Raw genomic sequence first — 14,191 nt, 5'->3', positions numbered from 1 at the left:
TAAAAAAGGAAATCCTATGACACAACAAGCAATTTTTGCCGGCGGCTGTTTTTGGTGCGTTGAGGCAGTATTTAATCAAATTAAAGGCGTTGAAAAAGCGACTTCAGGTTATATTAACGGGACGACTGAAAATCCAACTTACAAAGAAGTATGTACCGGTGAAACGGGTCATGCGGAAGCGGTAAAAGTGGAATTCGATGCGACAGTGATTAGTTATGAAAAATTATTAGACATCTTCTTTTCTATCCATAATCCAACCCAATTAAATCACCAGGGCGAAGATGTGGGGACGCAATATCGCACAGGGATTTATTATTTAAATGATGAACAAAAACAGCTGGCAAATAAGAAAATTGCAGAATTACAACCGCACTTTGCCGAAAAAATTGTCACTGAAGTGCTGCCAGCACAAACTTTTTATCCCGCAGAAGATTATCACCAAGGCTATTTATTGCAGAACCCACAAAACAGCTACTGTAATTTAGTCGCAACGCCAAAATTCTTAAAAGCCAAGGTGAAATTTGAGGAAATTTGGAAATAACTGTTCCTCTGAATCTGGTTATTGTCATTCAATTTGACGCGTATAAAGAGATAGCGCCACGGAGTTAGCCGTGGCGTTTTTTTAATTTGCGAATAAGGAAAATAAAAAGTGTTGGGATAACAATATGAGATATTGATGTGTATAAAGGGCGTTTTATATAAGACGCGCTAATGCCGCGCGCGATAAATTGACATAGTTCAGCGCGATAAATAAAAGTTTACTTTGTTACATATACTGAAACTAAGTTACAAAAAAAGAGAAACCATTTATTAGTTTCTCTTTTTTGTTGATATTGCAACGTCATTTCTATATAGAAATTGGCATACTTTATTCACAAATTTCTCATAGATAAACTTTGTGTATTTAGCTTTAGAACTTATAAACTAAATTATCTTCATACTTGCCACTATAGTTTGTAGAAGTATTAATGCTTATCTTCTTATAATCTGTAAATGACTCCCAGTTATGTGTTTTCGTTTCAAGCATGAAATCCACAAACCGTATAAATTCAGATTTTGTTGAACTGAAAAAGATAAAAGGCGGTCTTGTCAGATTAATCAACCTTAAAAAATCAATCAAATCAAAGTACGTATCCATGCTATACGCAGCTTGATGTGTGCATAAGTAAGGTGGGTCTAACACAAATAACGTCTTTTGCTTGTCGACAAACCGAGGCAATAATGAATGAAATGACTCATTGGCAACTTCAAAACCATTAAAATAATCTTGTGCCTCACTATAATCAGACAGACGAATGCGATTATAAAATGACAAGCGATATAGTTCACTTAATGTCCTGACTTGCTGACCACTAAATAATAACCAAGTAGACAATACATGCGGATCTTTATAGCCAGTAAATGCCTCTATAGCTTGAATCACTTTGTATTTCATATCACAGCTTAACTGTTTGCTACGTGGCTCATTTTTAAGTAACTCAAGCAAGATACGACGCAGTTTATTCAGATCTCGAATGTGTTTCAATCGTTCACTATAGCCATCAAAATCATTATAAATAACGCGAGCTTTGGGCTTGATGTGTTTTGTGACATGACTTAGAAGTCCGCTACCGCCGAAAGCATCAATAATCGTCCATCCCTCACCGTCATCAGGAATGTGTTCGTTAATGATATTGATGTAATGATTTAAGAAGAGTCGTTTTTGTCCAACGAATGGGAGCGGCGCTTGTTTATAAAATGATTGATTGTTTTTCATATACTGTAAGCCTCTTTCACATACTGAAAAAATGCGCTAGACTTTACATGTCTTGGCTGAGACCGCGGGTCTAGCAATAGTTATTGCCTACAGGTGCGTTCTGTGGGTGATAAGGCGAGCACGCTGCGCAAAGTGTGCTCGCTACCCGTGTTTAACTGTTTTGATTTTCAAATAACTTTTGTTGCAATAAATAACCTTCTAAAGTCCAAACCTTACTTACTGCATTGTCGTATGCGATTTTCTCACCGATTTCTTTGACATAATTTGAAGAGTCAACACAAGCACTTTCTCCCGTCACTGTATAACCATTTTTTAGTGTTAACACGCAAGTGGTTAGCTTATCTGTTAAACGATGATATTCGGCTTTAACAATGACAGATTTGATATCTTCTAGCGTTAATTTATTCTTCATATTTGCTCCTTATTTTTATTAAAGTTAATGTGTGCTTATTAGATGTTTGATTTCGTCTTCTTTTCCTATTCACCTCCCTTCACAACAATATCTTTAAATGCAATCGCATTATTTCTTATTGTGCCGATTACGTTGATTTTGAACCTGATTTCTGTGACACCTTCCGGTAATTCACCTTCAACTTGCTTGACTCGCCATTCTGTTGTGTCAAATTCGCCAAGCTGTTCTGACACAAACGCTGACACAAACTCATCACCGCGATAAAGTTGCACTGAAACAACACAAAGCCCATTTCGCTTATCATATGTGCCGACTTTATATGAGAGTGCAAAACGCTTGTACACGCTTGAATCAACAGCAAACGATTTATAAATCGCAGAATGCTGATCTGCATTTGATGAAAGCATGATGTATTTTCCGCCGGGCATATCACTATCGTTATAGTGATAAATAAGCGACTCACCTTGCGTGAACTCCTCTGCGTAGTTCCAGCCATATAATAGTTGCATGGCGCCCGCAACGCTGAAAGTATAGTTAAACAAGCTTTTTAAGCCGTTTTTTACCGAGCAAAGCGTCATTTTATTAAACTCTTCGCCCACCACTTTTTGCGGGTCCGGATAGCTAAACTGGCTATCTGTTGTCGAGATAGTGCGCAAAACGGTGTCATCATTCAATAATGCGATTTCATAACTGACGCCATCACCCAAAATCGTGCTGTCTTCTGTGTGTGAAATCAGATTATCCGCTTGTACATCGCGGTCACGATGCGCCCAGCTGATGATAAATGCTGAACTATCTGCAATATTATTAATAAACGCACCATCTACTTTTACGTTGCCTGGCGGGTAAGGACGCGCTTGACGTTGCTGTGTCGTAATTGTAAGCACCTCGGCGTCATCTTCTGCGAGTGTTTCTTGTGCTGTTTTAGTTAAAAGTTTGACGTTTAACTGTTCATTGACCGTGTATTTCGTGTTGTCTTCGCCACTTGCGAGCAAATAGCACCACGCTCTAGCACCTGCGCTGTGTGCTTGCGGGACCGTATCCGCACAACCTCGTCCTACATTAATTGTCCGCGTTTTTAAATCCACTGATTCAATTTTCACGATTTCATCATCAATCATCAGCGCAACCGCGTTTTTCAACGCATAGCTGTGCGTGCTTTCATTAAATTTAAAGTGCGTTTGATATTTATTAATATCGTCAGATAGCAACACCGATGGCGTAAAATCGCCTTCACCTGTGTCATTAAAACCTGCGCCTGCATCAGTTAAAATCTCAAAACCAATGGATAGTGGTGTCGGTGCATCTGCCATTGCCGCGATAAAGCAATCCGTTGGTTTAATAAAGGCAAGCTCTGCATCACTAAACACAAGTGGAAAAACATGATAAGGGATTTCAAACACGTGGCTGTGAGTAATGGGTTTAGCACTATAATCTGGTGGCGTGTAAAGCGAGTCGGCTTTTTGAGTTGAATAGTTTGCCGCAGGCAAGCCAAAGACATCTTGCATGCAGGTGACAATAAACTCACCTTCGTTGCCGTTTTCGATGTGACTCACACGAAATACCGCGCTTTCAATGCCGCGGTCGGGAAGACTCACTTTAAATACATCGCCGTGTGTGAGTTCACTCGCACGCATGTCAAAGACGATTTTAAGCCGCGTCAAACTACTTGCCACAATCTCTAAATCGCGCTGTGCAACACGTGCGGCTAAATCAAACGTGGGAATACCTTTGTATTCCACGGTTTTTGTAATCACACCATGCATACGCACTGACGCGATGTTATTAGCAATGGCTTTATCTTCACGATTCGTCACCGGGTCGAGGTATTTCACCACCACTTGATTAGCCGCATTATCTGTTGCCGCATTGTCATCGTCTTGCACGCGTAAAATGCCGTTGTCGTAGTTAAAGGTGTGCAACTCATCGACTTTATAGTCGTTACGAATGAGTTTAACGGCGTATTTCCCCGTTTTAACATCTTCGTATTGCACCGCACCGATGTGGTCGATAATTTGTTGCACGAACTCTTTAACTGAGCCCTGACGATTATAGCGAATACACAGCCCAAAGCCTTCCTTGAAGAGTGTATCTGCCGCTTTCTTATAGCTTTCTATATCCAATTCCGTAATGTCTTTTTTCCCGCCCCAGCTCTTGTTTGTTGCACACTCAACCAAAATATGCGCAGGATTCATGGCGTGAATCTGACGCACGTTTTCTTCTTGCTCTGGTGTTAAGCCTGAAATCTTCAAATTGTCATTACGCAGTAAAATCCGGGCTTTTTCCGGATACCATGGTGCAACCGCGCCCCACTTGTGCGTGCGACGAACGCGGTAACTGTGCTTTTTCGGATACGCGTTATAGCAACTGATAAGTCCGCTAAATACGGTTGTGACGGTGCCACGAAAGCCTGGAATCACATCCTCGGGACTGACATTACCTGCGCTAATATCACCGTTTGAGAAAAAGGTGCTTTGCTCGACTTGTTGCTGCCTTGTTCTTTTTTTACGTCCTTTTCCACTTAATGCCGAATTAAGCGGAGGATTGTGTACATTTTTCAGTAAATTGATCAGCATTTGTGTCGGCTTTTGGTCCGGGTCACCCATTAAAATTTCCATTCTTCCCTGAATGCCGCCTTCACCGCCAGTCGCCTCGCCACCAAAAAGGTTAGGCTTGTCTATATAGATAGCTTTCGATTGTGTCAGCTCACCAGGCGTGCCTACATACGCGGTTTTATCATCTACACGGATTTCCACAATTTCATCCACCGGTCCGCGCCCAATGCCCGATTGAATATCCCAATAGTATCTGTAGCCAACTGTAACCGGACCGCCGCCACGTCTTTTACCACCCATTATTCACCTCTTGCTTTTTCAGCTTCTGCCACACATTTACGGGCAAACACACTGCCTGTATTTAATAGTGTCTGTGCCTCAATGCCGTTTTGTAAAAAGTCGTTAAAATCTAAGTTTTCGCGTTTAAAAAATGTTTCCACGCCCGATGCACAAAAACCGACGCGACGCATGTCTTGCATTGTAATGATCAACTTTTCCATTATTTACCCCTTCTTAATCGGGCTTGAACGGTAGTTACCGTAAGCTAATACTTGCCAGTCTTCTGTCCAGCAATCACCGAAAAACACGCATTGCGGAATACCTTCATCCACTTGCGGGAAGTTCCATTCCTCGCTTGATACTGCCTCGATGCTTTGCCCCGTGCGCGGACGTGGAGCGAGTGCGGTGTTGACTAAATAACTGATTGCCATGACGGCTACCGCACGAACAATCGCCCAACCAATTGCTGCAAACATATCAACCTCCTCTTATTTAAAATACTCTTGAACCGTCGTACGGGGATTTATTCGGCATGTGCGGGACGCCGCCAAAATTGAGCATATTGTTAAACTTTTTCAAACAAGTAACAGGTCTACCATCGCAACCGGGATACGCTTTAATCACTGTGCCGACAGAGAGTTTCTGTGTGCCACCAAGTAGTGTGAGCTGGTTGTTTTTATGTGTTTTAACCGCGCGCACTTCACGCACCCCGTCACTGTCAATCCACTCAATAAAACCGGCATTAAACCAGCCTTCCGGCAAATCATCGGGCACATTGACTACAATCATCACACCGTCCATCGCACTAATCGTAAGCCCTGCCACTGCGAAGTTTTTCGGATTTAACTGGCAGTCTTGGTCATACAATGTATATGGGCAGTTGCGCCCCCAAGTAAGGCGCAGTCCTGCGCTGTCCATCGTGGCTGAAAGCCCAGCCGAGATAAGTTGCGTTTTATGCACATCAGGACGTTTTGCTTCAATGATTGTGCCCACCCACACCACGCGCATTTCTTGTTGCTCATAATGCAAACGCATAACCATGACTTTCACGGTTTGGCTTGGCGGCATACCGCGATAAAGCAGTGCCACAGGGTTATTACTCGGTAGTGTGATATTGATATTTTCACCCGTGCGACGCCCGGTGTCCGAGATGGCAATGGCGGTCCACTTTTCGTTATTAACCACGATGTCTTTATCTGCGTCACAAAACCGCCAGATTTTTTCGTTATCGCCGCGGATGAACTGATACAGCGTGACAGGCTGTCCGTCTGCGATAGAGTGCTCTTTGTCTAAAAAACTCATCTTTAAACCTCTTTTAAACCTCTAGTTCATCACGTAACCCACGGAAACTCACGGTCACTGTTGCGACACCGTCTGCATCGGTGTGATGTGTCCATGTCACCTGGTCGCTTTCAAGTCGAGAGAGCGTGAGAAAGGATATTTTTGCTATCTCTTCTTGCTTAATTCTTAACTCTTCACCATCAAATGAGAGTCGCTCTGTTTGCTCGTCAACGACTGATGATGTGACGATTCTGCGATAGTGCACACTGCCGTCTGTGCACTCGATACGAATATCTTGACGACCGACTTGATTTTTCAAAATCGCGGTGTAGTGTATGAAATAGATATCAAACGTCTTAGTAGAAATGTCTGATTTCAGCGTGATATCTGTTGCCGAGGTGGCAACCCAAATTGCGCGCTGTCTGCCACGTAGATAGTAGAACAGCTGACGTAATTTGCGCTGTTCTTCACGATTCGCTAGCACAAAGCGATGACTTGTGATTTGAAACGCTTTGCGTGCCGTATCAAGATAAAACGGCAGTCCCGTTTCGTTATCAAGCGTCTGAATCAAGCGCAAATATTGTGCGGTGACATCTTCTGACCATTCGCTTGTCGGTTCTAAAACTGGGTGATTGCGGTATGTCGGCAAGTGCGTGATATCATCAGAGTACGCGTTGTGTTCATGCACTTGTAAGCGTACTTGTGCGCTCGAGACACCATCACTTAATCGAGTGAGTGTCGGCATATCAGTCAATACTGCAGCACGTAGAGGATAAACCGCAGTATAAATATCAAAATGATTCACTGTCGGGCGTTTTAAAATCAGTTTTTCTGTTTCAAGCCCAACAATCTCGAGCATCTCTTTAGTTTTCCCGTTCATCAATAATACGCGACCGCCAGGGCTAAAATCATAGCCTTGAGTCTTGATATTGATTTCAAGGTCGCCTGGCTCAACGTGTTGTAACAGCGTTGCACAATCGGTAAAAATCGGCATAGACCAGATGCGCGAGCCATACGCATAGAGCATGTTTTCAAATATTTGACGGTTAACACCTTCTTTCGTGACTTTAAACTCAAATGTGCGGCGTGGAGATAACCGTTTTGCAATGCGTTGCTCGGCACCTGTAATTGACTGATGTACTGTCGTTAAAAAATGCAAGTTTTCGATGATATTTTCGCTCCAATCTGGGAAAAACGACCATTCAGTTGAGCGAGAACCTGTAATATTAAGCGTGACGGGCGAGTGATTGACAAAGTGCCACGAAGCGCGCGCATCAATCACTGCGGGACCGTTCATTGACACTTTAACCGTCCATTTTTTCAACGCGAGCGAGTGAAATTTAAGCGGTGCTGCAGCACCGTTAAACTCAATCCCTTCTGCGTCACGTGTCTGAAGAGATGTTAAGTTCACCGCGTGGCGATTTGCATTCCAGACTTGCACATTAAAGATTTGTTCAATTGAAATAGAGCCAAGATTGACGATATGCGGGATGACATAGACGCGGCTATAAAGTGTTTTATAGTAATTTGGCACAATGTATGCTTTTGTTGATTTTGTTAAGTTTTGCTTAACTGTCGCACCTTTTGTACCATATTGAACAGCCTTTGACTTGATAATACGCTGTGTTGCCGCGCGATATGTTGTCAGTCCGACTAGAAAACTGCCATAACCCGTGCCTTGATGTGTGACTTTATACCCTTTAATTGTTGCCATCTTCTACTCACTCAACAATACGATATGCGACGCCTTGCACGCCTGAATTATCTAATCCACTTTCTAAGTCATATTTAATTCTATGATCATATTGTGCACTCGGCACTATCATCCAACGTTCACCAAGCATTGTTAAGATTTGACGCGGTGCGATACCGTTCATCGTGCATTCATATCTATCTGGTAATATACCTAAACGACGTAACACGCCGTCTTTGCAATGCGCAATTAAGCTATGAGGGCAGGGAATGAGCATTTGTCCAAATTTTGATTGACTCCAATCGACCAATTTTAAATCTGGATGTGATGTTCTATCTGTTGTGTACATCGCCGCTCGACCGAGCGTCAACAATGCTTTGCCAAAATCTTTTTCGGCAATATCTTTTACCCAGGCATCAAATGGACAAAAATACCATGGGCTTTTCGTCTCACCCGCCAAGCCATCTGCACGCAAAACAGGTAAAAAACTCTTAGCACCTGCGGAGAAACCAAAATTATGATCGTAGCTGTTATATCGCTCATAACCTTTTTGCATATAAGTGCCAAAAGCATATTGACCGCCTGTGTACACACCCTCCTTATCTAGCGTACCGATACCAAAGTGTCGAAAACGCTCAGCTCCAATCTGAACAACCACGTGTAAATACTGGCTTGTGCCGAAAAAATCATACGTCACAAAGTTGCCATTTTCTAAATGCGATGTTGCTGTTTTGACTTGTTGAAATGCAGATTGTGGGTTTGCGGAACTACCTGGCTGATTGAATACATCGCGACTATCGTCAAATCCAGTGCACGCAATCGTAAAAAGTAACTTATCTTTAAATTCTAACGCCCAGTAGCCTTCGTTATTTTTAAGAAATAATTGTGTTGCAGTATGTTTGTGAATTGTCCAATTTTGAGATTGTGCAAAGTCTTTTAATTTTTCAAGCAAGATTACAACTGAAGTTGCTGTACCTGTCTGATAAGCCATTTTATGCCCCCGTTTCAATTACAAAAAAATCACGCACAGACACACGAAATGTGCCGTTAAATACAATTCCTCTAAAGTTTTCGGTTTCACTTTCAATGACATCACCTGCCGCACGCTGTAACCCCGGCACCCAGTACACGCCGTCCATTGTTCCCCAGCGATTTAGTCCCTGACTTGAATCTGGCATACTAATAAATTCAACGGGAATTAATGGGTAAATCTCACCCGGTGCCGCACCAAGTCTGTCTTGTGAATAAGGGACTTCATGCCAATCACGGCGATAATTGCACGTCGGGAATAAACGCTGTTTTGCTGAATCCGATGTGATATTTTCATAGCGAGAACCGAAAAAATCGCGCCACGCCTGGTCAGGTGTCATTAGCCAGCAATTACCATAGCGTGGATCAACAATAGAAGAGACAAAGTGGTTATTTTGTGAATAGCGCGTCAAACTTCTATTTTTATTTATGTCCACTAACGGGGCAGAGCCTGCCACACAAAGCGGATACGGATATTCCGTTGGCGGCACTGTTGGCAAAATAAAGCCGAGGTAAGCGCTTGAGCACACTTGCGAAATACGTGTAATAATCTTGCAACAGCGACCTGATGCGACGATGTGATATTCAACCGGACGGTCGTCAGCAAAGAGCACAACGCCGGGCGAGGCGTTTATCATGCCGCGCTCAATTTCCGTTGCGGTGACAAATTGGCTATTAAAGAATGTACCGCCCCAAAAATTAATGTTAAACGTATCTTCTGCAATCAAATTGTCAGTCGATGCACACAGATAAATATCTTGCTCAACGCCGGTGCCGGTTGATTTCCATGCGATTTGACGAATAGGTTTTCGCACAGGCGTGGCATCTAACGTTCGTTCAAACAACATTGTCCACGCCTGTCCGTCACGTACTAGCTCTTCATTTGTGGTTAAAAACGTGTTGATTTTATCGAGTAAATCGCGCTCATTTTGCGCGGTGCCTGTTTCGTATGCCATGTTTACCTCTTATTTCAATTCTTCTTTAATTGTTTGTTTGTTCGCGCGAATGACCGTCAATACCGCTTGTTCGCCGTCATACGTATTAATACCTGCAGTAAAAAGCTCTGCACTGTCAACTGCCAAGGTTTGTTGAATATGCACGGGTGACGCCACCGCGTGCACACCCGTGTTATTTTGCATCGCTTGCGTCAAGCCCGGCTCTTTGCCTGTGGACACTTTCGGCATAGAGACAAGCCCGCCGGTACTGTATTTACGCAGTTGTCCGCGGTTAATTGCATGCAAGAAATCCACCCCGTAGCGTGATACAGAAGCTGCACGAATCACGTATTCACCATTTGACAGTCGTGCGGGGATAGAGTCGGACGTGCCAGTGCCTGGTCCTGTGATATAACCCCCAGTTGCCGCAGTCACCACGCCCCCGACCGCGCCAAATAAGCCACCGATTGCACTGGTTGCCTGCATTGCAAGCTGTTGTGCGGCGATTTGCGCCATGGAATTCACAATCGTTAATGCGAGATTTTTAATGGCATCACGTAACGTCATGGTGCCCTGTGCAAGCCCCATCAGTGAACTTTGAATGCCTTGTGTCAGCCCGTCTTTGAACGCTTTTTCCAAGTCATTGCCCGCACTTTTTAACTCAACAATTTTTAACTTCATTTGCTCAAGCATATTGCGCGCTTGCTCACCTTGCGCGCCGGGCATTTTTGAGAGTTTCTCTAGTAGTGGCAATTGTTTTTCAATCTCGGTCACCGTTTGTGCATAGACTTCTTTAAGCTGTCGTTGCCCCTCAAGATGTGAGATAAGCCCTGTGTTTACTTGGGATTGAATGCGCTGTTCTTGTGCGCTTTGATTTTGAAACAGACGATTGATTTCAGCCTGCACACCATCAATTTGCACTTTTGCTTGCTCAAGCGGCAGCACTTTTTTAATTAAATTAATCCCTTCCACGTTCCCTGCCTTTTGAAACTCGGCAAGCAACTTGTTATAACGTCCCTCGATGTCAGTTAAATTGGCTTTGACTTCTTGCCCTGTTAAGCGCAAGTATTGAATATTCAGTTCAAGGTTTTTGGCATCAGCGTCATACTTTGTCTTTTTGTTTTTTGACTTACGGTATTTTTCACCTTCTGCAATCGCTTTTGCGTCTTTAAGAGCTTGTGCAATCTGTTCTGGCGTCGCTCCCTCTCTGTGATTGATATCATCAACTAAACGCTCTTCTGTTGTCATTTTTGCTTGACGTGCACGTTTACTTAGATCACCAAAAAACTTTTCGTTATCTTTTGCGATTTTTGCATTATCAATCTCATCAATGAGTTTTAAGTTTTCCGCAAGTTTTTTATTGAATGTATCAAGCACCTGTCCGCTTAAACCCGCATCACGTGCCATTGCCATGAATTTTTCACCGAGTGAAAGCAATTGCTCTTTCGCCGTTTGCGTGACATTCACCAGCTCCTTACCGAGTTTGACATTGATTTCGTCAAGCTCTGAGCTTGCCGATTTCATTTGCTCTTCAGCATCTTTAATGACGGGCGTTAATAATTCGATAGCTTCTTTTGCATTTGCGTCACCGATTTCTCTTAGCTTTTCAGCCAATGCACCGCCGTGCTCTATGGCTGCATCAAATGCAGCGTTAAGCTGTGACTCAGTGATTTCACTGAGATTTTTTGTGTTAGTTGTGAGCTTGTTAGCTTGATTCTCAAGCTCTTGAATTTTCTTGTTGTATTCTTCAAGCTTAGATGTGTCTGCAAATCCAAACCCGCTGATTTGATTGATTTCTTGTATTTCAGCACGTTTTGCTTTGAGTAACTCAAGCTCTTTTTTGGCATCATCCAGTGCTTTTTTATTGCTCTCTAGTTGTGCCATTCTGTCTGAAAAACCACCGATTTCACCGAGTCTTTGACGTGACTCAATGAGCTCTTCTGTCTTGTCAATGTGTGATTGAATAGACGAGAGTGTCTGATTGTATTGCGCCTCTAATTCCTCTTCTTTTGCTTTGAGATATTGATAAGCCGCGATTAAGCCGAATGTTGCTAACACAGCCGCACCAAAACCACCGCCAACAAATGCCAGCGCACCTGAGCCGATACGCGATGCCAATCCCACGCCTTTTGCTGATGCTTCGGCTTTTGCGAGCATGCCTTTAGCCAGTGCAAGCCGTTTACTTGCGGCTTCTTCTGTTTGCATTGCCAGTGTTAAACGTTTTGATGAGGCGTAACCAGCGTCTTTTGCTCGCGCCAGCTCAAGCTCTTTGACTGCCGCAATATGTGCAGATCTTGCTGCCATGACATCAATTTGTGCTTTCGCCCTTGTTGCAAGCGTGCTTTTTGTTGCGGCAGCTTGTTCTTGAACATACGCAATAGCCACTTTTCTTAATGATGCAAGAAGTCGTACACCAAATACTGCGCCCGCTACAATAGCGATTGCACCGAGTTCATCTAAGCTATCTGCTAGTGCAGATATTGACGAGGCAATCAGTGATGAAGCAGATGTTGCGTTATCCGCCTGACCGATAAATTGTAGCCATGCGTTAGAAAGCTCATTGACCGCACGGCTAATGGTTTTGGGCATCTGATCGTATTGCGCTTGAATTTGCTCTTGCGCTTCTTTTGTCGCAGCTAAAATAAGTTGTGGAGTCAGCTCACCGTCTTCTGCCATTTTTCTAAGTTCACCGCGCGTTTTACCCAGTGATTTCTGCAAGATTTCAAGAATGACAGGGGCTTGTTCGGCAACCGAGTTAAACTCTTCACCGCGCAATGTCCCTGAGGCTAAACCTTGCGATAGCTGGATTAATGCCGCTTTGGCTTCTTGTGCGCCCGCACCCGAGACGACGAGTGCTTGTTGAATAGTTTTAGTGAATTGAAGAATTTCCGCACTATTGGCATTACTGCCCATGCTTCGATAAACGCGCGTATAAAGCTCGGCGGTTGCTTCAAACAGTTGACCTGTATCATTTGCTACTTGCATGAGTTCACGAAACGTGCCCTGTGCATCTTTATTTGAACGCGAAACCAGACGAATACGCGCTTCATAGTTATTGTATGCATCTGCTGTGTTTAAAAGCGACTGAATGCCACTTGTACCGAGATTAATACCGATAAAAGCAGTGGAAAGTTGTTGCAAACGGGATAATTGACGACTGATAGACTCAATGCCTGCACGGGTTTTACCCAGTTTATTTGTGACGTTATCGGCTTGTTTACCAAGCGCATCAAGCCCTTTTGCGCCAATTCCGCTTTTAGCACCCAGTGCGCCCGCTGATTTACCCGTGCGTTGTAATTCGGCTTCAAGTGCTTTAAAATTGTGCAACGCATTGTTTAAATCTGCTTTAATTTTTAATGCAAGTGTTAAATTTGACATAGGAGCTCTTATATGAATAAAAAATATGATGCTTATATTGAGCTAATAGTGACTGTTATTATGACACTGCCGTTATCTATCAGCTTTTTGCTTGCGCTATTCGGTGTCTTGACTGCATTTCAAGCCCTTCTTTTAAGCTTGTTTCTCATCGCCGTGATGGGCATTATCGCGTTTATTATTAGAGAGCCTTTAGTTGCCTTGCTCGCCATTTTATTTGCCGCAATATAGTCCATAGCCCACTTTAAAAATTGACCGCTCTCAAGCGGTCAATTGGGTTATATAGTCCTGAATTTCTTTCCCACCGTTTACGCCATAGCAGGTATCCATTGTTCTGCCCGCACGTGCTCTGCGTTCACGTTGCAATGACTTTTCATAGAAAAGGGCAATTTGACGTGTGGTATAGTGTTTAACGTCTGAAAAACGATGACCGTTTGCGATTAAGTGCTCGATGAGCTCGCCGAAGTCAATGTCTCGACTTGCTTCATCGCCATTTTTTCTAGTGTCGGCTGTAACACCTTGCGGGTAAAAAAATCGCTGTTTACTGTCCACCAAAGCATTAATAAAGATTCTGCATCTTCGCCTTTTAAATTTTGAATAAACTCAACGCTCTGATCCGTTGATAGTGCGACCAGCTCAAGTACAGCTTGATAATGCGCGCTGATACAATCCATGAGCTTGTCAAGATTAAAGCTCTTTTTGTCTGCCATTGCATTGCGTAATACGTGAATAAATGGCATTAATTTTTCATGATGTTGTAGCTGCTGCAGTAGCGTGTATTCTTTAACTTCAACTTCCACGCCAGCAATATTAATTTTGGCGTTTGGAAACAAAATATTAAGCTCGTCTTTTACTGTTTTTGTCATTTTTAAAACT

At 43.2% G+C, this 14,191-nt stretch carries 13 protein-coding genes; 2 read left to right on the top strand and 11 right to left on the bottom strand.

Features of this window, described 5'->3' with window-relative positions:
- Positions 1-16 precede the first annotated feature (16 nt).
- Positions 17-541: a peptide-methionine (S)-S-oxide reductase MsrA gene (msrA, locus tag CKV69_RS03110; RefSeq protein WP_014326009.1), complete on the top strand. Its 525-nt coding sequence runs from the start codon at positions 17-19 to the stop codon at positions 539-541.
- A gap of 369 nt (positions 542-910) precedes the next feature.
- On the opposite strand, the gene CKV69_RS03105 is transcribed toward msrA, so the two are convergent.
- From CKV69_RS03105 to CKV69_RS03060, 10 genes are all read right to left on the bottom strand, one after another.
- Positions 911-1,756, bottom strand: a complete 846-nt coding sequence (locus CKV69_RS03105; protein WP_005755558.1) for a DNA adenine methylase — start codon at positions 1,754-1,756, stop codon at positions 911-913.
- A 151-nt stretch (positions 1,757-1,907) separates the two neighbouring features.
- Positions 1,908-2,168, bottom strand: a complete 261-nt coding sequence (locus CKV69_RS03100) for a Gp49 family protein (RefSeq protein WP_005755559.1) — start codon at positions 2,166-2,168, stop codon at positions 1,908-1,910.
- A gap of 65 nt (positions 2,169-2,233) precedes the next feature.
- On the bottom strand, positions 2,234-5,023 hold the full coding sequence (locus tag CKV69_RS03095; RefSeq protein ID WP_014668239.1) for a phage tail protein: 2,790 nt from the start codon (positions 5,021-5,023) through the stop codon (positions 2,234-2,236).
- A complete protein-coding gene (locus tag CKV69_RS03090) occupies positions 5,023-5,223 on the bottom strand; it encodes a hypothetical protein (RefSeq protein WP_014668240.1) in 201 nt (66 codons plus the stop codon). Before CKV69_RS03090 ends, CKV69_RS03095 begins: the two co-directional genes overlap by 1 nt.
- A gap of 3 nt (positions 5,224-5,226) precedes the next feature.
- Positions 5,227-5,478 (bottom strand): hypothetical protein, encoded by a 252-nt coding sequence (locus CKV69_RS03085; protein ID WP_005755565.1) that lies wholly within the window; start codon positions 5,476-5,478, stop codon positions 5,227-5,229.
- A 16-nt stretch (positions 5,479-5,494) separates the two neighbouring features.
- Positions 5,495-6,304 (bottom strand): phage BR0599 family protein, encoded by an 810-nt coding sequence (locus tag CKV69_RS03080; RefSeq protein WP_014668241.1) that lies wholly within the window; start codon positions 6,302-6,304, stop codon positions 5,495-5,497.
- Positions 6,305-6,317: 13 nt separating this feature from the next.
- A complete protein-coding gene (locus tag CKV69_RS03075; protein ID WP_014668242.1) occupies positions 6,318-7,997 on the bottom strand; it encodes a hypothetical protein in 1,680 nt (559 codons plus the stop codon).
- A gap of 7 nt (positions 7,998-8,004) precedes the next feature.
- Positions 8,005-8,967, bottom strand: a complete 963-nt coding sequence (locus CKV69_RS03070) for a hypothetical protein (protein ID WP_005755570.1) — start codon at positions 8,965-8,967, stop codon at positions 8,005-8,007.
- Between the two features lies 1 nt (position 8,968).
- Positions 8,969-9,961: a hypothetical protein gene (locus CKV69_RS03065; protein ID WP_014668243.1), complete on the bottom strand. Its 993-nt coding sequence runs from the start codon at positions 9,959-9,961 to the stop codon at positions 8,969-8,971.
- A 9-nt stretch (positions 9,962-9,970) separates the two neighbouring features.
- Entirely contained in the window at positions 9,971-13,318 is a 3,348-nt protein-coding gene (locus CKV69_RS03060; RefSeq protein WP_014668244.1) for a tape measure protein, read from the bottom strand.
- A 12-nt stretch (positions 13,319-13,330) separates the two neighbouring features.
- Here CKV69_RS03060 and CKV69_RS03055 point away from each other — a divergent pair, with 12 nt between their 5' ends.
- Positions 13,331-13,546 (top strand): hypothetical protein, encoded by a 216-nt coding sequence (locus CKV69_RS03055; protein WP_014668245.1) that lies wholly within the window; start codon positions 13,331-13,333, stop codon positions 13,544-13,546.
- Between the two features lie 209 nt (positions 13,547-13,755).
- Here CKV69_RS03055 and CKV69_RS03050 read toward each other — a convergent pair whose 3' ends face one another.
- Positions 13,756-14,181: a DUF6631 family protein gene (locus CKV69_RS03050; RefSeq protein ID WP_014668246.1), complete on the bottom strand. Its 426-nt coding sequence runs from the start codon at positions 14,179-14,181 to the stop codon at positions 13,756-13,758.
- Positions 14,182-14,191 lie beyond the last annotated feature (10 nt).

Source organism: Pasteurella multocida, assembly GCF_900187275.1.
In the GTDB taxonomy this organism is placed as follows: Bacteria; Pseudomonadota; Gammaproteobacteria; order Enterobacterales; family Pasteurellaceae; genus Pasteurella; species Pasteurella multocida.
This window is presented reverse-complemented; position numbering and strand designations above follow the sequence as displayed.